This window comes from Richelia sinica FACHB-800, from assembly GCF_014698825.1.
Taxonomy (GTDB): Bacteria; Cyanobacteriota; Cyanobacteriia; order Cyanobacteriales; family Nostocaceae; genus FACHB-800.
On record NZ_JACJTT010000058.1, the window covers coordinates 1 to 20,376 of the forward strand.

Sequence of the window (20,376 nt, forward strand, 5' to 3'; positions counted from 1 at the left end):
GTTATGTTCATTGGCTTGAGGAGATAATGTTATGTTGACTATTTTAGGCTTTTTAGAGCTACTCTATCTAAAGATGTAAAGTTTTGTATCGACATTCAACATTTCTGCTAATCAAAGTAGTAATAAATTCAAAAAAGCTTTAGATACTCACAAAGTATCTGATTATCTCAGCATCTTAAATGGTTATGCTTTCAAAAGCACTTGGTTCATAAATGATGGAATTCGTCTTTTGCGGAATGCAAACATTGGTCATGGTAATTTAAGATGGGACGATGTAGCTACAATATCGAAGGAAAAAGCCCAAGAATTCCAGAGATTTAAGCTAGATGTAGATGATATAGTTATATCCCTTGATCGTCCTATTATTTCAACTGGATTAAAAGTTGCAAGAATTACTAAGAATGATCTTCCATGTCTTCTTTTACAGCGTGTTGGAAAATTCGAGTTTAAAACCGATGAAATTGTACCTGAGTTTTTCTTCCTGTGGCTACAGTCTCCAATTTTTATAAATGCGATAGATCCTGGCAGAAGTAATGGAGTACCACATATTTCATCCAAAAGTATAGAGGCTATTCCCTTCAGTCTCCCTTCCAAAGAAGAACAAAAACGTATTGTAGAAAAGTGCGATCGCCTGCTTTCCATCTGCGACGAAATCGAAAAACGGCAGCAGCAAAGGCAAGAGAGTATTGTGAGGATGAATGAGAGTGCGATCGCTCAACTCCTCTCCTCCCAAAATCCCGACGATTTCCGCCAACACTGGCAGCGTATTTGCAATAATTTTGACTTAATCTACAGCGTTCCTGAAACCATTCCTAAACTGCGTCAGGCGATTTTACAGTTAGCCGTGCAGGGTAAACTTGTGCGTCAAGATCCAAATGATGAATCTGCTTTATTAGTAATAGAAAAAATTAAACATAGAAGAGAATATTTAGTTAAGGAAAATAAAATTCCCAAACTAAAGCTGTATCCCTCTATTAATAACAATGAACTACCATATATTTTACCTAATAGTTGGTCTTGGCAAAGGATAGATTACCTTTGTCAGCATGTAATTGATTGTTTGCATAGCACTCCTAAGTTTTTAGAAGAAGGCAAGTATTGTATTGATACAACCTGTATAAAACAAGGTGAAATTATATTTGATAAATTGAGATTTGTATCAGAAGATTCTTTTCAAGAAAGGATTAGAAGACTTAAACCTCAACCAGGTGATATCCTTTTCTCAAGAGAGGGAACTATAGGATTAGCCGTAATTTTGCCAGAGGGGCTAGAAGTATGTCTGGGACAACGAATGATGATGTTTAGAACTTTTAATGAAATAGTTCCAGAATATTTTAGATATGCTCTAGTCTCAGATACTTTTGTTCAGCAATGGCAGAGTAAGTTAATTGGTACTGCTGCACGTCATATTAACATTGCTGATATAAGGAAAATGCTAATTCCGCTCCCACCAACTGCTGAACAAAAACGGATTGTAGAGAAGTGCGACAGTCTGATGTCCCTCTGCGATACCCTAGAAGCCAAATTGAAACAAGGACGAGACAGCAGCGAGAAACTGATGGAAGTCGCAGCAAAGCAGGTATTAACAGCCTAGTACCCATCTTCTGTAGGGGCGGGTTAACAAATATGCTCGATGATTAATGATGATCTAGGTGAACCCGCCCCTACTTTCTCTGGTAGGCGTTCCACCCCTTGCAGAACAAAGATGATCTGGGTGAAACCGTCCCTACTTTCCAATCAAGAGACAAGAACTTGATTTAACTCATTGGGGGTGAGATGGGAATTAACCACTTGTCCGTCACGAAACCAGACAATGCGCTTAGTTTGACGGGCGACTTCTGTTTCATGTGTCACCATGACAACAGTAATACCACTACTATTCAATTCACCGAAAATATCTAAAACTTCTTGGGTGGTGCGAGAATCAAGTGCACCAGTGGGTTCATCTGCGAGGAGAACAACGGGACGGTTGACAATGGCACGAGCGATCGCTACTCTTTGTTGTTGTCCCCCTGATAGCTGGGTGGGTTTATTATGTAGGCGTTTTTCTAAGCCGACTTTGATTAAGGCTTCAATAGCCCGTTCTCGCCTTTCTTCGCTCTTGATTCCAGCATAGACCATCGGCAGAATTACATTTTCTAATGCTGTGAGTTGAGTTAATAAATGAAATTGTTGAAAGACAAATCCTAATTTTTGATTACGAATGTGGGCTAATTCGTTATCATTCATTTGCGCCACATCCACATTATCTAAATAATAATGTCCATTGGTGGGACGGTCTAAACAACCGATAATATTCATGGCTGTGGATTTTCCTGACCCAGAAGGCCCCATAATGGCGCAGTATTCACCTTCTTCAATGACTAAGTTAACATTATTCAAAGCCTGAATTTCTGTTTCACCATTGCCATAGATTTTGAAAATATTTTCTAGACGAATAATTTCTTTTGTAGATGGAGAATTCATATCAAATCCGGTTAAATATTGATAATCAAAGCAGTAGGTGACAAAAAGTTTACCTATGGTGATACTGATGTCAACATCATAGCGAATTTCCCGGATTTGATGTCTGGAGTGATAAGCACGACTGAGGTAAAAAAGAGCCAAAAAAGGTTAAAAAGAAGAAGACAGAAGTTATACCAAATCAAAAAATGTTTGCAACAGATAACCCCACCCGCGCTGTCGCGCACCCTCCCCGCAAGCGGGGAGGGTTGGGGAGGGGTGTAATCAATGTGTTGCATTCTTTTTTCAAATCGGTATTACAGAAGTTGCAGGAGTTACACAATAATTAATGCGATTGCTGCTGAATTCTTGTATTTTTCAACTCCTGTTCGCGCAGCGTGGCGTAGGCATACTTCTGTACTTCCAACCCTAAGTAATCAAAGCGATTTCGGCTTTCACTACGGTAGTGTCTGTGGTTGGGGTAATTTGAAAACCTAATTTTTCACATACGCGCTGCATTCCCTGATTATCTATGAGGATGTCAGCACAAAGGAGACGAATTTTTTCATCCCTACCGATTTGCAGCAATCTTTTCAGTAATTCTGTACCTAAACCTTGGCATTGATAGCGATCGCTCACTAGCATAGCAAATTCTGCATCTCCATCATTACCATGTAATTTACTCAATCTCCCCACTGCTAGGATTTCCCTGACTCCTGTGTCTGGATTTTGGTATTCTGCAACTAATGCCATTTCTCGGTCATAGTCAATAAAACAGATGCGGGTGAGTCGTTCATGGGTAATGCGTTGACTCAGCTTAATCATGTGGAAATAGCGGAAATAGACACTTTCTTCGGAGAGAGTTTGGTGAAATTTCACCATTAAGGGTTCGTCTTCAGGCCGGATGGGACGAATAGTTACTGTTTTCCCATCTTTAATTGGCCAGTCGCTTACATATTGACTGGGATAGGGACGAATGGCTAGTTTTGGTAATTGATCAGCTGTTACTTCTGGTGGATGTAAAACAACCCGCGCATCTAAGGCAATTAAACCACCGGGATGGTTGGGTGTGGGAGGAACAGCCAACAAGGGATTAATATCAATTTCTTTAATCCAACGTTGTTCAACGACTAACTGACTAAAGACTACCAATAATTGCTCTAGGGCAGACATGTCGATACTATTCCGTCCCCTGACTCCTTGGAGAGCTTTGTAAATCTTGGTTTGTTCCATCATCCGCCGTGCTAAGGTGGTATTGAGGGGAGGAAGGGCGATCGCTCGGTCTTGGAAAACTTCTACCAATTGACCTCCCGCACCAAACAGCAACACTGGCCCAAATTGAGCATCTAAACTACTGCCAATAATCAATTCGTAACCGCTAGTTTTCACCATTGGTTGCACAGTCACACCGAGGAAATGCTCTGCACCAGCTTTTTCCTGTACAGTAGATTCAATCATTTGATAAGCCCGTCTGACTGCTTCTTGATTTCGCAGATTTAACTGCACTCCTCCTACATCAGTTTTATGGGTGATGGTTTGGGAATAAAGCTTGAGTACCACAGGATAGCCAATCTTTTCGGCACATTCCACCGCTGCATCAGCATTTTTAGCCACACACCCTGCCACCACGGGAATACCGTAAGCTGCTAAAATCTCCTTCGATTCAAATTCTGTGAGGATAGTTCTTCGTGCTTCCCTAGCAGCTTGAATAATATCATCTACAACTGCACAGTTCCGAACATTGGCATCACAATCAAGGGTTGGTAACACCGGAGTTTCATAAATACCCCGCAAATTATAGCTATATCGCCACATATAACTAAACACCCGCGCGGCTGTGTCTGGATAAGCGTAGGTGGGGATACCTTGCTGGTTGAGAATTTGTTCTCCTGCTGCCACATCTGCACCACCCATCCAACTTGCTAAAATTGGTTTACCAGCTTGATGTGCATAGGGTCGCAACTGTTCTGCAATTTGGGTCGGGTCAGTCATGGCTTGGGGAGTGAGAACCACTAACAACCCATCACTATTTTTGTCTTTAGCGGCTATTTCTAAGGCTTTGGTATAGCGTTGGGGGTCAGCATCTCCCAAAATATCAATGGGGTTATTGTGACTCCATTGGGGCGGTAAAATTTGGTTGAGGGAGGAAGTTAATTCCTCAGACATTGGTGCTAGTTCTCCCCCAGTTTCAATTAAGGCATCCGTAGCTAACACCCCAGGCCCACCAGCATTAGTTAAAATCGTCAGTTTTGGCCCTTGAGGACGAGGTTGCTTGGCTAGTACCTCTGCCATATTAAATAAATCAGAGATGCGATTAACCCGCAGGACACCACACCGTCGGAATGCAGCGTCTAAAACAGCATCGCTACCTGCTAAGGAACCTGTGTGAGAGGCTGCGGCTTTGGCTGCGGCTTCAGTGCGACCTGCTTTAATTACAATAATCGGTTTAGTTAAGGCTACTTCCCGCGCTGCGGAGAGAAACGATCGCGCGTTGCCGATGGATTCCATATAAATTACAATACTTTTGGTATTGGGGTCATCACCGAGGTAGTAAATTAAGTCTCCCCACCCCACATCTAACATGGAACCAAGGGAAACGAAGGCGCTAAAACCAACGTTTTCCTGCAAACTCCAATCGAGAATGGCTGTACACAATGCCCCACTTTGGCTGAGAAAACCGACGTTGCCGGAGTTAGCCATTTTACTAGCGAAGGTAGCATTTAAACCAGATAAAGGACTCATCACACCTAAGCAGTTGGGGCCGATAATCCGCAGTTTACCCCGACGCGCTTGTTGTAAAATTTCCTGTTCTAAGGCAATACCAGATGCACCTGCTTCTTTAAAACCTGCGGAAATAATGATTGCACCTTTGACACCTAAATCCACACAATCAGAGATAATTTTGGGGACAGTGGGTGCGGGTGTGGCAATTACTGCTAAATCGATTTTTTCAGGAACATCAAAAATACTAGGATAGGCTTTAATGCCAAGAACGCTGTGACGTTGGGGATTAATGGGAAACACTGTCCCACCAAAGGGATTACTAATTAAGTTCCACAGCAAAGTCCGTCCTACACTGCCAGGTTTTTCGCTCGCACCAATGACAGCGACGGTTTTCGGTGCAAAGATGGCATCAAGAGGGTTGAATTTATCAGTTTGTAAAATATCGTAGGTGCGATCGCACTGCAAGTTACTGCGATCCGCGCTATCGCTGTTTTTGGTTTGCTGGATATTATTTACCATATCAGACCTTTGAGGATGTTTGAGATTTTCGGTTTCGTAAAAGGAATTAATTAGCTATTTTTTAGAGCAAATATCACTGTTTTTTACCTATTTCCTCAACCTAGTTAATGCACCCATAAATTTTGACATTGATCCAGAAGGTGAACTATTTTAATTAAGGCGATGGAAATACCATTTTGGGCTGTGGATGATAAGCGATCGCTAATTTCAAAATTTGCCCCTGGAACAGTTACTAACCAAGCTGAGGGACAATGACCATAGATATATTCTGTTAAGGCTAATAGCGATCGTGGATCTCCCAAATGACAGCTAACCACACCCGAACCATTGGGTGAAATCAATTCCACTTGGACATTTTCTCCTTGACCATCAATGCAAGCATCGACAAAAATAGCTAAATCAGTATGTGCTAACGGTTCTGCCAATTCTGGTGTCAATTGGTGAACTGCAAGAGATTGCACAGATGATAAATGCCACGAACTCACTGTATTCGCTATTCTTTGTCCAATGGCATCATCGCCACGTAATTCATTACCATACCCAATTACCATCGCGGCTTTATTCATTATTTTCTCACCCTTCCACCTTGTTAATTGTGCAAAACTGTTTGACTAGGCTGGTTATTTTGATTTTTTGTGATACTTTTTGCCGCTAGGATTTAAGGTTTTAATCCTTAGCATAACACTAAAGCATATAAATCAGATTTCTTTCTTATCAATAATCAGAGTTTAAAATTACAATTTGAGGAAGTTGTGAGGAAATGACAAACTAAGATGATTAATGTCTTTAAACAAATTTATGTTAAAAATCTATGCGGGTTTTTGACTAGCAGTTGTAAGATTACAGCATCTAATGGTATTAAAATTGTTAAAAAATGTAGACAAAAATGTGAGGCTGTTCCATGGCTAATGTAAATTTTCAACAGCCCATGAGCATAGCAGAGGCTCTAATGAAGGAGTACGCATCGGGAAAATTGGATTTTTCTAAAGCAGAACTTCCAGAAGCTGACCTACAAGGAATAGACATCAAAGGTTCTGACCTCAGCTATGCTGATTTAAGTAAAGCCAATCTCCAAGGTGCTAACCTCAGAGGATGTGACCTCAGCTATGCTGATTTGAGTCAAGCGAATTTACAAGATGCAGACTTACGCGGAGCAATGTTGTTTGCTACAGACCTGCGGGAAGCGAATTTGCAAGGAGTGAAGTTAGAAAAAGCAGATTGCGATCGCACTACCCATTTTCCCCAAAATTTTGACCCAGTCAAAGCAGGTGTCAAAATCAAGCAAGATGATTGATAGCTAAAATTTCCGAGTCAGGAGTCTTATCAATGTGAGCAACAAAACCCATACATCTGCAAAATTCAATTGCAAAATTCAATAATGCTCACCACTCTTAATCACAAAATTTTAATATTAATTTCCTTCCCCATTGTGATCACGATGGGTTTTTTCTGGAAATATTACACCGGGCCATTTCATCCTTGGTTCAACAACTATGGGTCATCCTTATTTTATGAAATATTTTGGTGCTTATTTGCCTCTTGGTTTTGGAGAAGTCGTCAAGCAGTCCAGCAAATACCCATTCTAGTTTTTATCATTACTAGTATTTTAGAGTTTCTACAACTTTGGCAACCACCAATATTAACAGCCATTCGTGCTACCTTAATCGGTAAATGGTTAATTGGTACAACCTTTTCCTGGTGGGATTTTTGGCATTATTTCTTGGGGTGTATATTAGGTTGGTTATGGCTACAGCAAATCCACAAAATTGTAGATGATGCAAAAAAAAGTTAAAGTTAAACCCAACTCCAAACAACAAAAAATTACTGAACAAGAAGACGGCAGTTTAATCGTACATTTAAAATCTCCACCAGTTGATGGAAAAGCCAATGAAGAGTTAATCAAGCTATTAGCAGAAAAATTTAATGTCCCCAAATCTGCAATCAGAATCAAAACCGGTGTATCTTCCCGACAGAAATTAATTGAAATCGAGGATTAGAACAAATGAAAATTTGTTAACTGGGATTTCCTGAGAATTTTCATGTTCCCTCATTTGCTGACTCAAATCTAGTTTGTGCGTTTTTGTTGGCAGTTGAATCACAATAATCATATTGATACCAAATGTCTAGGATAACCTTACTGGATTTAACCTGTTCTTAACCAAGCAACCCAGGCAAACCCTTTCTATTGCCACTCTCTTTGCCATTTCCACCATTTGTGCACAAAAAAATTTGCACTGACATGGATTTTTCCACAACTTTTCCACATTCAGTCGATATTTTATAAATACAGTCCCGTAAAAGAAAATAAACCCTAATACAAACACAAGAAAAGGCTGTAGCAATAAAGCGAGTCTTATAGCCATAGACTCATTTAGCCCGTAACAGCATTATACCTTGTATATTGAGTATTGGGGTTTTTTATTTTTCATTTTCTGATTCAGTGTCTAGCGAGTCGTGGTGAATAACTGGAGTATTGGTGAACCAATTGGACATCCAGGGAACAGCAATCAGCATTATGCCCAAAATAAATAAAAACAAGGAAATGCCAAAAATCTGATCACGGGGAATTTCCAAGACACCACGTAAAATCACTTCCCTTAAAGAGGAAACTATGGTAATCTCTACGGCTGCACCTACAGAAATTCGCCTTTCTTGCAAATAATCTACTAATAAGCGAAATAATTCCACCAGAATGAGAATAAATAAAATATCAGATGTAATTTGACGGACATCTAATGGTTGCAAAAATGAAGCAAACATCTCAATCAGCCTGATCAGCATTACACAGAATAAACCCAGGCAAAGAGAGATAACAATAATATCTTGAAAAATTTCTAGATTACGAACAATTCTATCCCGTTTGAACCAGCTATTTACCTCGACAATTACCCGCTTTGGCATGATATCTCCACATCAATTGAGCCTGCTCCTTTGTATGATAGGTAAGGGTAATGATAAAAAATGTCACCATTTAGCATTTCTGGTCAGCAATACAGGTGACAGAGAATAAAAGGTAATTTGCTTCAGTGAATGAAAAAGAAGGTAGGGTATTAATATTTGCAAGCAAGTCATAATTTATATGATTAAGTCTATTTAAAAAAAAAATAATTTGTTAATACAAATGTTCTCAGTAAGTAGTTTTCCTGTCACTTTGACTTAATTACATTGATTTACGGTTGTTGGCTGATCACAATTATCCGTTATATACGCATATATACCGTATTGTTTTACAACTAAAAAATAAGTATTATTATGGTAAAACATAGAATATTTCTATTAGTTACCCAAGATTAATAACATTAATAAGCAGTAGCGCCGGAAATGTCTAATTATTAGATGTTTTCAACTTGATATGTGATCTCATCTCAACTTATTGATCTAAAGTCAAAAGTGGCTGGAATTGATCTGGACAGATGAGAAGCTAATAGTTAATTTGAAACGCGATCGCGTCCCCATATATGTATGATTTATCCCTCCCCGTTAACAATCCTGCTGGTTGATGATTGTGCCGAAGATCGGGAGGCATGTTATCGTTTTTTACAGCAGGACAGCCTTTACAGCTATCAAATTTGGGAATGTGAGACGGCAAAAACAGCAATAGAATGGTGTGAACAAGGAGTTCCAGATGTAATTTTGCTGGATTTCTGGTTGCCGGATCGGGATGGATTAGAGTTTTTATTGCAATTGCGTCAAAAACTGCACAATCAAGAAACGATAGTAATTTTTTTGACTGGGGTAACAGATGAAGTGATTGCTGTACGTGCTATGAAAGCCGGGGCCCAGGATTATTTGGTGAAAGAGCAACTAACTACACAATTGTTGCAGTCTACTATTCACTGTGCCCTAGAACAGCAAAATTTAAAACGGCAACTAGAACAAAGCCGAGAACAACAACAACTTATAGGTGCGATCGCTCTCCGTATTCGTCAGTCACTCCAGTTAACAGAAATTCTCTCAGCGACAGCAAAAGAAGTCCGTCAGGTGATGAAAGCAGACAGGGTGATGATTTATCAATTTCACCCAGATATGAGTGGGACAATTGTTTCGGAGTCAGTGTTGCCCCAATGGAAAACTGTTTTAGGAATACAAGTTCAAGATACCTATTTTCAAGGTGCTGGTGGTGGTGATTATCGTCGGGGGAAAAAATGGGCGATCGCGAATATTTATGAAGCTGGCTTGACGGAATGTCACTTACAACTACTTGAACAATTTCAAGTGAAAGCCAACTTGATTGTCCCGATTATAGTCAGCAACGAGTTATGGGGTTTATTAGTTGTTCATCAATGTTCTGCCTTTCGTCCTTGGCAATCTTGGGAAGTAGATTTGTTAGATCAGCTAGGAGTGCAAATAGCGATCGCGATTCAGCAATCAACTGCCTATGAGCAAGTGCAAATAGAACTAGCAGAACGCAAAAAAGCAGAAGCAGCCTTGCAAGCAAGTGAAGAGAAACTCAAACTTACTTTGCAATTAACTCACATTGGTTATTGGGAATGGAATTTAGTCACCAATGAATTGTTGGTTTGCAATAATACCATTACTTTTCTTGGTTATGATGCCAGTCAAACCAAAATTACCTATGACCAATGGGTAAATAATTTATATCCTCCTGACCGCAAAAAGATACTAGAGGCTATCAATCAATCTATCACTAACCATAGTGATTACGATGTAGAATACAGGGTGTTTTGGCCTGATGGTAGTGTTCATTGGTTATCTTCTAAAGGTAAGGTCATTTACGATGCCACAAACCAACCACTGCGAATGTTGGGTGTATTGTCAGATATCACTGAAGCCAAGCAGCGGCAAGAAGACCTCAGACGAGTGGAATATATACAAAGAGAATTAAACCTCTTGGAAAATATTCTGGAAAATACTTTAGCTGGATACTGGGATTGGGATATAGCCAACGATGAGGAATATTTAAGCCCCACCTTTAAGGGCATGTTTGGCTATGAAGATGATGAATTACCAAATGTGCCAGCCAGTTGGCAGAGTTTGATATTTCCAGAGGATTTACCACCACTATTAGAAAAATTTGGCCAACATGTCAACAGTCGTGGTGAAATTCCCTTTTACACTGAAGCGAGATATCGCCATCGGCATGGTTCCACTGTTTGGGTGATTTGTTCAGGTCGGGTGATTGAATGGGGTGAAAATGGCCAACCACTGCGGATGATTGGTTCTCACATTGACATTACCCAACGCAAAGAAGCAGAAGAAAAAAATCAAAAAATTGCGGCACAACTATCTTTAACGCAACAAATTGCCCGTCTGGGTATTGTAGAGATGAATTTGCACACCCTAGAAGTATGGTGGTCAGAACAAACCTATCAAATTTTTCGGCGTGACCCTCAATTATCTCCTCTATCATTTGCAGATTTTCTTCAGACAGTACATCCAGAAGACCGGGAATATTTACATCAAAAATATCAAGTCTTGCTAGATGAATGCTATCAAGAATTAGAATATCGGTTGTTGTTTGCAGATGGCACAATTACACATATCTTGATGCGGGTAGAGGTAGTTCACAATACCGAAGGTCAGACCCCAAATATTTTAATTGCCATACTGGATATCACAGACAGCAAACGAAATCAAGAACAGCTACAAGCCCTCTCCAGTCGCTTAACATTGGCGCTCAAAGCCGGAGCCATCGGTACTTGGGATTGGGACATGATCCATGAAGCCAATTGGGACGAGCGGATGTATGAGCTTTATGATCTAGAAAAGTCTCATACTCATGCTACCTATCAAGACTGGGTAAATGCCCTTCATCCAGAGGATAGAGCTAATGCAGAGGCCGCCTTACAAGCAGCCTTGAATGGGGAAAAGGATTTTGATACAGAATTTCGGATTATTCATCGCGATCGCTCCATCCACTACATTAAAGCCCTAGCTCTGATTCAACGCAATGCCCAAGGCCAACCCATCCGCACCATTGGCATTAACTATGATATTACTCCCCAAAAACAAATAGAGATGGCGTTGCGGGAGAGTGAAAAACGCTATGCTAACCTAGCAACAGCTGCTCCTGTGGCGATTTTCCGTATGGATGATAGAGGTAACTGCACCTATGTCAATGAACGCTGGAGTCAGATGACTGGCAGACCAATGGCATCAGCTTTGGGTATGGGTTGGTTAAATGCTGTCCATCCAGAAGACCGTCCCGAAATGGTAGCCAACAAACAGCAAGAATTTCCTATTAAACAACTGTTTTCATACGAAGGTAGACATCTTCTACCAGATGGCAGCGTGAGATGGTTTTATGTTCAATGCCTACCAGAACTTGATGAGGATGGTAATATCATTGGTTTTGTAGGCACATTAACAGATATCACAGAGCGCAAACTAGCTGAAAACGCTTTAGAAGAATATACTCGTCAAGTTGAAGATTTATATAATCATGCTCCTTGTGGCTATCATTCCCTAGATCCTGAAGGCAGATTTTTGCAGGTGAATGAAACTGAACTGAAATGGTTGGGATATTCTCGTGCAGAAATGATTGGTCACCACCTGTTAGATTTTTTCACAGCAGATAGTCAAGCCGCCTTTTTACACAACTATCCTTTATTTTTGAAGCAGGGTTGGGTGAAGGATTTAGAGTATGAAATGATTTGTAAAGATGGCAGTATTTTGCCAGTGATGATTAGTGCCACTGCCGTCTACGATGACAAGGGAACATATTTATACAACCGAGCCACTTTATTTGATATTCGGGAACGGCAAAAAGCAGAAGCAGCATTGCGGGAAAGTGAACACCGCTACCTTACTTTAACAGAGTCAGCACCGGTGGGAATTTTCCGGGTGGAAACCACAGGCCAATGTGTCTACGTGAATGAGCGTTGGAGTCAGATGACTGGACGAACAACAGAATCAGGCTTGGGTTGGGGTTGGTTAGATGCTGTACATCCAGAAGATCGCGATCGCATCGTCCCAGAATTTCAGTTAGCCTTAAAACAAGGTAAGATTTACCGCCAAGAAGCCAGATGCTTGCATACTGATGGTCAGATTAAGTGGTTTGATTGTCAGGCTGTACCAGAAACAGACCCCCAAGGCCAAGTAATCGGCTACATTGGCACAGTCACAGATATTACCGAACGGAAACATAACGAACAAGAACTGCATAAACTCTCTGCAAGACTGTCCTTAGCACTCAGTTCTGGGGGATTTGGAATTTGGGAATGGGATATCGTCGCTAATACTTTGGTTTGGGACGAGGGGATGTATGATCTCTACGGGGTCAAATCATCGGATTTTAGCGGGGCCTATGATGCGTGGATGAAGGGAATGCACCCTGATGACAGGGCCCACGCAGAAGCATTTAGTTTACGGGCCAGACGGGGGGAAACAGAGTACGATACAGAATTCCGGGTCATTCATCCAGATGGCAGCATCCATTTTATTAAAGCCTATGCCTTGATTCAACGGAATCAACAAGGCGAGGCTTTACGGATGATTGGCATTAATTACGACATTACCAAGTTGAAAGAAGCGGAAGCCCAACTCCAACAAAGTAATGAACAATTGCTGCAAATTAATATTGAATTAGCCCGTGCTACACGCCTAAAAGACGAGTTTCTCGCTACCATGAGTCATGAGTTACGCACTCCTCTCAATGCTGTCTTAGGTATGTCTGAAGGCTTGCAGGATGAAGTATTTGGTGAAATTAATGAAAAACAAAGAAAAGCGATCGCCACAATTGAACGTAGTGGTAAACATCTTTTAGAACTCATTAACGATATTCTCGATTTATCAAAAATTGAGTCAGGGACACTAGAATTGCAACTGAGTCCTGTCTCTGTCAAAACCCTCTGTGATGAAAGCCTAATTTTTATCAACCAAATAGCATCGAAAAAAAATATTCACATCAGTACCCACATAGCCGAAAACCTGGGTCTTATTCATGTAGACCAGCGTCGAATGCGTCAAGTGTTAATCAATCTCCTCAATAACGCCGTCAAATTTACATCACCAGGGGGAGCAGTTAGTTTGAAAGTCTGGGTAACAGAAACAGATGATGCAACCGTTTATTCCCCTTCCTCTCCCCATTTGTGCTTTGCGATCGCTGATACTGGCATTGGAATTGATGCAAACAACATCAACAAGCTATTTCAACCGTTCATTCAACTAGATAGTAGTCTCAACCGCCAATATAGTGGCACAGGTCTGGGTTTAGCCTTAGTCAAACGCATTATTAACCTACACGGAGGAACGGTGACAGTTACCAGTGAAGTGGGAAAAGGTAGCTGTTTTACTGTCTGTATTCCCTATAGAACCAGCCATCACAGTTAATAAGAACCCAAGCAACAAGCAAGATGAATGGCACATAGTTATAGTGATTGAAAACAAAAATCTCTGTCACCTGTCACCTGTCACCTGTCACCTGTCACCTGTCACATGTTCCCTGTCACATGTTCCCTGTTCCCTGTTCCCTATGTTCAACATATTCTTGAGAATTTGCCTAGAATGGTGGGGAAGATTGTAGAATAGAAAACGCTGCCTTTTAGTACGTTAGAGATTTTATGGCGAAAAAGAGCATGATTGAGCGCGAGAAAAAACGCGCTAAGTTAGTGGAAAAGTACGCTGCCAAGCGGGAAGCACTGTTAGAAGATTTTAGAACAACAGAATCTCCCCTAGACAAGCTAGAAATTCACCGCAAAATTCAACAATTACCTCGTAACAGCGCACCTAGCCGCCGTCGTAATCGTTGCTGGTTAACCGGTCGTCCTAGAGGTGTATACCGTGATTTCGGTGTATCTCGGAACGTATTACGGGAATGGGCCCACGAAGGTTTGTTACCTGGGGTTGTGAAGTCTAGCTGGTAGTGAGTGGTCAGTAGTCATTAGTCAGTCATTAGCAGTGAACCAATGACCAATGACCAATGACCAATGACCAGACTTATTTATTGACCGCAACACCGATCAATTCCCAGCCTTTCTAAGAGTAGATCGCTAACGGCGTTGGCGATCGCAAACTCCCCAAAAAAGCTTTTGGAAAAATCAAATGACTGCATCTCTGTGACAATGGCAATGACCAGAGAACCCAAGTCATTTTCTCCTTCCATTCTTTGTCGCATATAGATTTGGGCTGCACGTTGAGCAATCTTCTGGTTGACTGCTTCTGGAATAAATTCTGCATCTAGCCAGGTGAGAAGGTTCTGTTGTAACCATTGGCCTTCTAGCTGGGGATTTTCAGATGGTGGTAAGGTGATGGATGGTATTGGATCTGTCATTGTTTTGGGCGCAGAGGAAAACTGAGAACATCGCAGAGGAACGCAGAAAGTGATAGGGAAGTATCAAGGTGCGTTCCTCTTAGGTTTTTTGTGGTTGTTAACTGAAATTATGCAATATGATGTTGCTGCTATTATTCGCGGTTATGCTCAAGGTTATTTTCTCATGGCGGATGAGTGGGATAACTTGGGTTGGTATGCCAGTAAGGAACGCACGTTGATTCCTTTGGATGAACGATTCCGTTACCCCAAGTCATTACAGCGGGTCTTAAATCAAGAACGCTTTCAGGTGGCAATTAACCGTGATTTTTTGGGTGTAGTGAATGGTTGTGCTAACCGTGAGACTACTTGGATTTCCCCGGAGTTAAAAGATATCTATTGGCTACTGTACCAGACTGGTTATGCTTACAGTTTTGAGACTTGGCGTGGTGATGAACTGGCTGGGGGAATTTTAGGGATTTTGATTGGTGGTGCTTTTATTGGTGAATCAATGTTCTACCGCATTCCCGAAGCTTCTAAAGTGGCAATGGTGAAGTTGGTAGAAAGGTTGCGTCAAAGGCAATTTATCCTATTTGATGCACAAATGATGAATCCCCATTTGGAAAGATTCGGTGCTTATTGGATTGGGGATGAAGAGTATACAGTTCTACTTCAGCAGGCGTTAAAAACTACCTGTTCCTTATTTTAATGAGGTAGAATCGCAAAAGTGAAAGTAATTATGCAACGCGATGTTCTGTCACTAAAGAAAGGCTAAACCATGTCCCTCTATTATCATAGCTACGCAGTAATCTTTGGCGGAGATTTGGTTGAATGAGCCATCCCAGTTCTAAAAATAGAGGTTGATTTAACTGTAATTGTAAAGGTGAGGTAGCAGAAACCCCATTAGGTAAAAATAATACTTGAATGAGCTTATTAGGATGCTGATCGAACAGGAGATAGGAGTCTTTAATAGTAGCTGTTGTTGTGAGGGTAATTTCTCCAAAAATTAGGGTTTGTACTAATCTGCCAGCTTCATTGATTTTTAAAGAAAGATGGGTTGGACAAGTGTTACCATGTCGCCAATCTGGATAAATTGTGGTTGCTTCACCATGCCATTCTCCTAATAAATCTTCGAGTTGTAAGGGTGGTGTTTCTATGGGGGTCGTACCTGCTAATTTTTCACGAATTAAAGTTAGGTTATCTAGTTGTCCTTGTTTATTAAATAGTTGTACTAACCTGACACGGCGATTTTCATGAATTAAACCCAGTTCTGCACCAAATTCCGATAATGGACCTAGTTGGATGGAACCTTGGGAAAATGCACCATTATCAAAAAACATGACACTTCTAGACAGGGAACTATATTCTAAAACCTGTTCTTTTTCACCTTGACGAATTGTTTGTCGAACTATTTGATTGTCATTTAAACCTTCTAAACTAACTACACTTTTGATGTCTTTGATCATTTGACCTTGGGGTGTGTAGTGAGTAAATGAGCCTTGCCATTCCCCAAGATTTTTAAGTAAATATTGCCATTGTTTGGTCATTGGTTATTTATGATTAGTTGATTAGTTGTCAGTTGTGGGATGCTAGAGCAAGGTGGGATTCGCAAGGGGGCGTAATTAGCTATTTTAATTGACTGGAATTTTTAAGTTTTAATTTCTAGTTTTTAATGATATAGCTGTAGACAAGACAGTTAGGACATTAACTACAACTAAAACTTAGACACAAAAAGGCTTTTAGCACTGTCACCTGTCACCTGTAACCTGTCCCCTGCTATATTATCCTCTAGCAAATTGACGAACAGCGAATAAGCTTCCCATTAATCCTACAACAGCACCAAACCCTAAGAGGATGAGGGGAAGGAGTAATGTTTGTGAGATGGTGAGTTGTGAACCTTGGTTAATGAATTGGATGAAATCGGCTTGATTAGCTAGGAGACTGTTGAGGAATTGGTGTGTGATGGCAATAAAACACCAAGCGATCGCACCACCGAATAACCCAAAGGAAACACCTTGAAAAATAAATGGTAGATAAATCCAGGCGGAAGTTGCACCTACTAGCTGCATAATTTCGATTTCTCGCCTTCTGGCTAGGACAATCAGGCGAATGGTGGTGGTAGTCACAGCGATCGCTGTTAAAGTCAAGATAATGGTAATTATCAAGGTAATCCAGTTTAGACCTGCGTGCAACTGGGCAATACGTTTTACTGCTTCATCTACATATTGCACCACATCCACACCCTGTAGTTTGGCGATTTGGGTAGCTAAATTGGGTACTACTTGGGGATTGATGACTTGGACTTTGATTTCGTCAACTAATGGATTTCCCCCTAACTGCTGGTTCGCGCCTTCTATATCAATGATGCCCAATTCTTTGACTAATTTTGTCCAAGCTTCGGCTTTGGAAATGACTGTTACTTTGGACACATCGGGGAGATTTTCCACCAGAGGTTGGATCGTTAACCCTTCTATCCCTGGATCTAGGTAAACTGATAATTCCAATTGACTGCCAAACCGATTCAGCAGCTTTTCTACCTGCCAAGATACTTGTAAACTCAACCCAAATAGAAACAACAATACTGTCATGGTACTGACAGCCGCCCAATTCATCCATCCCCCTCGCAGTAACCCCAAAAAGGTTTCTTTGAGCAGATAGTCGAGTTTTGTTAAGTATTTAAACATCAACCATTGCCAATTGAAAATGAGAGCATCTTACAACTGACAACTCACTACTGACAACTAACCACTAACGATAGAATCTAATTAGTAAGACTATTCACCATCAAGCCATCAAGAATCATGCCTTCTGACATTGCGGTAGAGAAGAAAAAGTTAAAAAACCCACCTTTGAAGCTTCACTATTTAGGCGATCGCGTGTTGCGTCAACCCGCCAAGCGCATTACAAAAATAGATGACGAACTACGCCAACTAGTGCGGCAAATGCTGCAAACAATGTACAGTGAAGATGGTATTGGTTTAGCTGCACCCCAAGTTGGTATTAATAAGCAATTGATCGTTATTGACTGTGAACCAGATAATCCTGATAGTCCACCATTAGTGCTGATCAATCCCACCATTAAACAAGTCAGCAAAGAAGCCTGTATGGCTCAAGAAGGTTGTTTGAGCATCCCTGGCGTATATATGGATGTTAAGCGTCCTCTAGAGGTAGAAATCGCTTATAAAGACGAAAATGGCAGACCAAAAACCTTAAAAGCTACTGACCTGCTGGGACGTTGTATTTTGCACGAAATGGATCATCTTAACGGTGTGGTGTTCGTAGACCGAGTAGAAAATTCCTTGACTTTGGCTCAGGAGTTATCTAAGAATGGCTTCTCATACCAAGCCGTTAAACCAGTAGCATAGGGTGATTGAGTAGTGTATTTAACTCCAAAAAGCGGATTTTTTTTAGCCAGTTCTTGTGTTGCAGCGATCGCTGCGGTGGGTTCTGTCTTTGAACTCAGTTCTGGACAACCAGATTTAGGTGTACAAACCACAGCCATTATCTTAGCTTTGAGTATTCCTCTCACCGGATTATTTTTTGTTGCCGCAGTGAGGGATGCACGGGCTAACATTAAATAAGCATCAGGTAAAGAAAAAGGTAAAAGGATGAAGTCGTCCTTTTACCTTTATTTATGCAAGTACCGAAGTCTAGTACTGCACGGTGTAAACTTTAAAAACCTTTCCCATCCCCGAAACCTTTATTTATCAATCTTTTTCGGGTGAATGTTTAAATCCATATCCCCTGAGTGTGTAGTTAGGCAGTTAGTAAGGGATAATTGTTGTTCAAAATACGGTAACTAGTTGTAACTAGGTGCTAAAGATTCCACTACATCCTGGTTCATCATCTGAGGTGGATAAAAGACCCGCAAGTTACTAATCATTTCTCCAGGCTGTAAAAGCAACTCAGCCATACTCCGCACAGCAGTTGTGGAAATGCCTATGATGATTTCGGTTCTGTAGGTATAATAATGACCAGATGCTTTTCGGTATGTACACCAATACATTTTTGGTGATGATTGCCATACTAGAAACTCATTCATGAATATTTCACATGTCATCATAAAAAAACCTCAAGGGATTGGGGAGATGAATTAGGTGAGCAGGAATTGGTAAAAACAGTGGTATTTGGTTCTGGTTAGGTCTCAACCTGTAATCGATAACATCGATTACATTTATAAATTCATCTCCCTAGCAATTGCGATTTTGACAACTTGAGCTAATGAAGAATAGAAAATATATAAATTTTTAAACGGATATAAATTCATTTCTAGTTAGATATTATTTTTTCCATTCATTTAGTAGACGCAAAACCAGTTCAATTCCTGAACAAAATTAAAGAAAAAATTTTTATGCGTAATATTCATCGATATATGGCAACAACCTATACTTAATCAGCGTGTGCATTATAGATAATTTTTCACGATAAGATTGAGAGTGAAACTGATATACCTTTAATTCAACAAGCTAAAAAAGCATCTCGAAACCTTGTAGGGAAAATGCTTAAAGGATTTATCGAACATATATATTTAATTTTTCAACAGGTATAATACCCATTTTAAGATAACCAAGGCACTCGGAAAATAGTGTGTCAATTTTCTCACATCAGCAAAAGTTTATTTATGCGTTAAATAGAAATAATATCTAGAAAAATCTGCCAAGATCCAGATACATAGGACAAGGATTAGACAATGCACCTCAGGCAACTTCTACAATAGAAGAATGTTACCTACTTCTAATCAATTACTTCGTCTATCTCAGGGACAACTCAACCTTCTTGCAGCTTGTCCTCGAAAATTTCAACATACATATTTAGAACAACTTACCCCACCCCCAGATCCCCAACATGAAGACCATCAATCATTAGGGAGTCGCTTTCACTTGCTCATGCAGCAAAGAGAAATGGGTTTACCAATTGAAAATTTTTTACAAGCAGACCCCCAACTGCAAAGTTGGATGTCAGCATTTGCTAATGCGGCTCCAGAAATTTTAATACCTGCTAAGGATGACACTAGTTTTCGTGAAAGCGAACATTATCGGACTTTGCAAATAAAAAATTATTTACTGACTGTCATTTATGACTTATTAATAGCAGACGATGAACGAGCACAAATTCTGGATTGGAAAACCTATCCTCAACCACCAAATAAAAATAAATTAGCCCAAAATTGGCAAACCCGTCTTTATTTATATGTTTTGGTGGAAACAAGCGAATACCAACCAGAAGATATTTCTATGACCTACTGGTTTGTCCAGTCTCAAGGTAAAACCAAAAATATCAAATTTGACTATGATATTCACCAACACCAAGCCACAGCTAAAGCACTAAATCATGTTCTTGATAACTTAACTAATTGGCTGGAAGCATACCAAAACCCAGAAGTGTTGAATGTTAAGAAAAATGCGATAAAAACAGCCCAAAATATGTTAGATTTTGGGCGAAACATTAAAGTATATCTATTTGATAGTGATTATAAATTCATT

At 40.4% G+C, this 20,376-nt stretch carries 18 protein-coding genes; 10 read left to right on the top strand and 8 right to left on the bottom strand.

The genetic code is table 11. The features are described 5' to 3' along the window. Positions 1-229: 229 nt before the first annotated feature. Positions 230-1,594, top strand: a complete 1,365-nt coding sequence (locus tag H6G73_RS23040) for a restriction endonuclease subunit S (protein WP_190608687.1) — start codon at positions 230-232, stop codon at positions 1,592-1,594. A 143-nt stretch (positions 1,595-1,737) separates the two neighbouring features. On the opposite strand, the gene H6G73_RS23045 is transcribed toward H6G73_RS23040, so the two are convergent. The 3 genes from H6G73_RS23045 to H6G73_RS23055 all read right to left on the bottom strand — a co-directional run bounded on the left by H6G73_RS23045 (position 1,738) and on the right by H6G73_RS23055 (position 6,251). Next, positions 1,738-2,466: an ABC transporter ATP-binding protein gene (locus tag H6G73_RS23045; protein WP_199317837.1), complete on the bottom strand. Its 729-nt coding sequence runs from the start codon at positions 2,464-2,466 to the stop codon at positions 1,738-1,740. A 405-nt stretch (positions 2,467-2,871) separates the two neighbouring features. Continuing rightward, on the bottom strand, positions 2,872-5,685 hold the full coding sequence (locus H6G73_RS23050; RefSeq protein WP_190608690.1) for a bifunctional acetate--CoA ligase family protein/GNAT family N-acetyltransferase: 2,814 nt from the start codon (positions 5,683-5,685) through the stop codon (positions 2,872-2,874). 104 nt (positions 5,686-5,789) lie between these two features. Next, positions 5,790-6,251: a hydrogenase maturation protease gene (locus H6G73_RS23055; RefSeq protein WP_190608691.1), complete on the bottom strand. Its 462-nt coding sequence runs from the start codon at positions 6,249-6,251 to the stop codon at positions 5,790-5,792. Between the two features lie 335 nt (positions 6,252-6,586). Between H6G73_RS23055 and H6G73_RS23060 the strand changes: the two genes are divergently transcribed. The 3 genes from H6G73_RS23060 to H6G73_RS23070 all read left to right on the top strand — a co-directional run bounded on the left by H6G73_RS23060 (position 6,587) and on the right by H6G73_RS23070 (position 7,682). After that, entirely contained in the window at positions 6,587-6,979 is a 393-nt protein-coding gene (locus H6G73_RS23060; RefSeq protein WP_190608693.1) for a pentapeptide repeat-containing protein, read from the top strand. A gap of 84 nt (positions 6,980-7,063) precedes the next feature. Next, on the top strand, positions 7,064-7,477 hold the full coding sequence (locus H6G73_RS23065) for a ribosomal maturation YjgA family protein (protein ID WP_190608695.1): 414 nt from the start codon (positions 7,064-7,066) through the stop codon (positions 7,475-7,477). After that, complete coding sequence (locus tag H6G73_RS23070) at positions 7,461-7,682, top strand: DUF167 domain-containing protein (protein ID WP_190608730.1); 222 nt, start codon at positions 7,461-7,463, stop codon at positions 7,680-7,682. Before H6G73_RS23065 ends, H6G73_RS23070 begins: the two co-directional genes overlap by 17 nt. Positions 7,683-8,103: 421 nt before the next feature. Here H6G73_RS23070 and H6G73_RS23075 read toward each other — a convergent pair whose 3' ends face one another. Continuing rightward, positions 8,104-8,586: a phosphate-starvation-inducible PsiE family protein gene (locus H6G73_RS23075; protein WP_190608697.1), complete on the bottom strand. Its 483-nt coding sequence runs from the start codon at positions 8,584-8,586 to the stop codon at positions 8,104-8,106. Between the two features lie 561 nt (positions 8,587-9,147). On the opposite strand from H6G73_RS23075, the gene H6G73_RS23080 reads away from it, so the two are divergent. Both H6G73_RS23080 and rpsN read left to right on the top strand, forming a co-directional pair. After that, on the top strand, positions 9,148-13,977 hold the full coding sequence (locus tag H6G73_RS23080) for a PAS domain-containing protein (protein WP_190608704.1): 4,830 nt from the start codon (positions 9,148-9,150) through the stop codon (positions 13,975-13,977). A 230-nt stretch (positions 13,978-14,207) separates the two neighbouring features. Next, positions 14,208-14,510, top strand: coding sequence for a 30S ribosomal protein S14 (gene rpsN, locus H6G73_RS23085; RefSeq protein WP_190608712.1), 303 nt, complete (start codon positions 14,208-14,210; stop codon positions 14,508-14,510). Positions 14,511-14,587: 77 nt separating this feature from the next. On the opposite strand, the gene H6G73_RS23090 is transcribed toward rpsN, so the two are convergent. After that, positions 14,588-14,917 (bottom strand): hypothetical protein, encoded by a 330-nt coding sequence (locus tag H6G73_RS23090; protein WP_190608715.1) that lies wholly within the window; start codon positions 14,915-14,917, stop codon positions 14,588-14,590. A 109-nt stretch (positions 14,918-15,026) separates the two neighbouring features. Here H6G73_RS23090 and aat point away from each other — a divergent pair, with 109 nt between their 5' ends. After that, positions 15,027-15,602 (top strand): leucyl/phenylalanyl-tRNA--protein transferase, encoded by a 576-nt coding sequence (gene aat / locus H6G73_RS23095; protein WP_190608732.1) that lies wholly within the window; start codon positions 15,027-15,029, stop codon positions 15,600-15,602. 28 nt (positions 15,603-15,630) lie between these two features. Here aat and H6G73_RS23100 read toward each other — a convergent pair whose 3' ends face one another. Together H6G73_RS23100 and H6G73_RS23105 are read right to left on the bottom strand one after the other, a co-directional pair. Beyond that, positions 15,631-16,440: a DUF3598 family protein gene (locus tag H6G73_RS23100; RefSeq protein ID WP_190608717.1), complete on the bottom strand. Its 810-nt coding sequence runs from the start codon at positions 16,438-16,440 to the stop codon at positions 15,631-15,633. A gap of 234 nt (positions 16,441-16,674) precedes the next feature. Next, on the bottom strand, positions 16,675-17,577 hold the full coding sequence (locus H6G73_RS23105) for a cell division protein FtsX (protein ID WP_190608719.1): 903 nt from the start codon (positions 17,575-17,577) through the stop codon (positions 16,675-16,677). Between the two features lie 117 nt (positions 17,578-17,694). Here H6G73_RS23105 and def point away from each other — a divergent pair, with 117 nt between their 5' ends. Together def and H6G73_RS23115 are read left to right on the top strand one after the other, a co-directional pair. Then, a complete protein-coding gene (gene def / locus H6G73_RS23110; RefSeq protein ID WP_190608720.1) occupies positions 17,695-18,258 on the top strand; it encodes a peptide deformylase in 564 nt (187 codons plus the stop codon). A 12-nt stretch (positions 18,259-18,270) separates the two neighbouring features. Next, positions 18,271-18,474, top strand: coding sequence for a hypothetical protein (locus H6G73_RS23115; RefSeq protein ID WP_190608722.1), 204 nt, complete (start codon positions 18,271-18,273; stop codon positions 18,472-18,474). Between the two features lie 218 nt (positions 18,475-18,692). On the opposite strand, the gene H6G73_RS23120 is transcribed toward H6G73_RS23115, so the two are convergent. Then, a complete protein-coding gene (locus H6G73_RS23120; RefSeq protein WP_190608724.1) occupies positions 18,693-18,935 on the bottom strand; it encodes a hypothetical protein in 243 nt (80 codons plus the stop codon). A gap of 679 nt (positions 18,936-19,614) precedes the next feature. Here H6G73_RS23120 and H6G73_RS23125 point away from each other — a divergent pair. Then, a partial coding sequence (locus H6G73_RS23125; RefSeq protein WP_190608726.1) for a PD-(D/E)XK nuclease family protein occupies positions 19,615-20,376 on the top strand: 762 nt, incomplete at its 3' end.